At 55.9% G+C, this 737-nt stretch carries 1 protein-coding gene; it reads right to left on the bottom strand.

Annotation, left to right across the window (positions count from 1 at the left end):
• Positions 1 to 553 precede the first annotated feature (553 nt).
• On the bottom strand, positions 554 to 737 hold a 184-nt coding region (locus tag ABD323_RS42695; RefSeq protein WP_344447433.1), incomplete at its 5' end, for a hypothetical protein.

The raw sequence follows: 737 nt of genomic DNA, 5'->3' as shown, positions 1-737 counted from the left end.
CCCAGGCACCCGACCAGGTTGCGGGGAGCCCGGCCAGCAATTACTCCTACCCAGTTATGGCAAAAAATATCCCGGGAAGATCAACTTGTGCGCGAACTTTCGACAGGAACTTCTCGCCTGGCCATCGAATCTCCGACCATCAAGTCCTCCTGCCCCCAAATTCCCCGCCCGCCGATGCCCAGCGGTTGGAACTAGGGCAGTTTGCCACGAACGGTTCGAGCGGAAATCTCACCCTGATGCAGCAATACAGACAGATAAGGGGGTCAATTCGCTTGACTGGTACTCAGTCAGCACCTTCGGGGAAATACGCCTCTCCTTCGAGGCAGCCAGAACTTCCGAACTTTAGCCAGCAATCACCAGCTGCCAGAAGATCTGCAGCAACAGGCCCCGTATTCACTTGAGATCACTGGCCACCTCAATCGCATCGGCCAATTGAATCTCTGCCAGCGGATTACCCATCAGTGCCTCGCGAGTACTTGAACCTCAAGATCGCCTTCTGGCATCGGGTCCACATCCCCTGGCCGGCCATGTACGACCGACCAGGGGCTCTCGTCTAATCAACTGCGCGAACACTCACGCCAAACAAGTTCATGAAATCATCAGCCAGCTCAGCCCCAGCAAACTTCGGAACCCCCCTCTGCCACCAGAAATCCTTCTGGTCTCGAGTCTCAATGCCATCCTGAAGGAGCCCCTTGAAATATTCATCAGTCCGCTGCACCCTGAGCTCGAATTCCTCG

Origin of the sequence: Kitasatospora nipponensis (assembly GCF_039528135.1) — a bacterium.
Lineage (GTDB): Bacteria > Actinomycetota > Actinomycetes > Streptomycetales > Streptomycetaceae > Kitasatospora > Kitasatospora nipponensis.
This window is presented reverse-complemented; position numbering and strand designations above follow the sequence as displayed.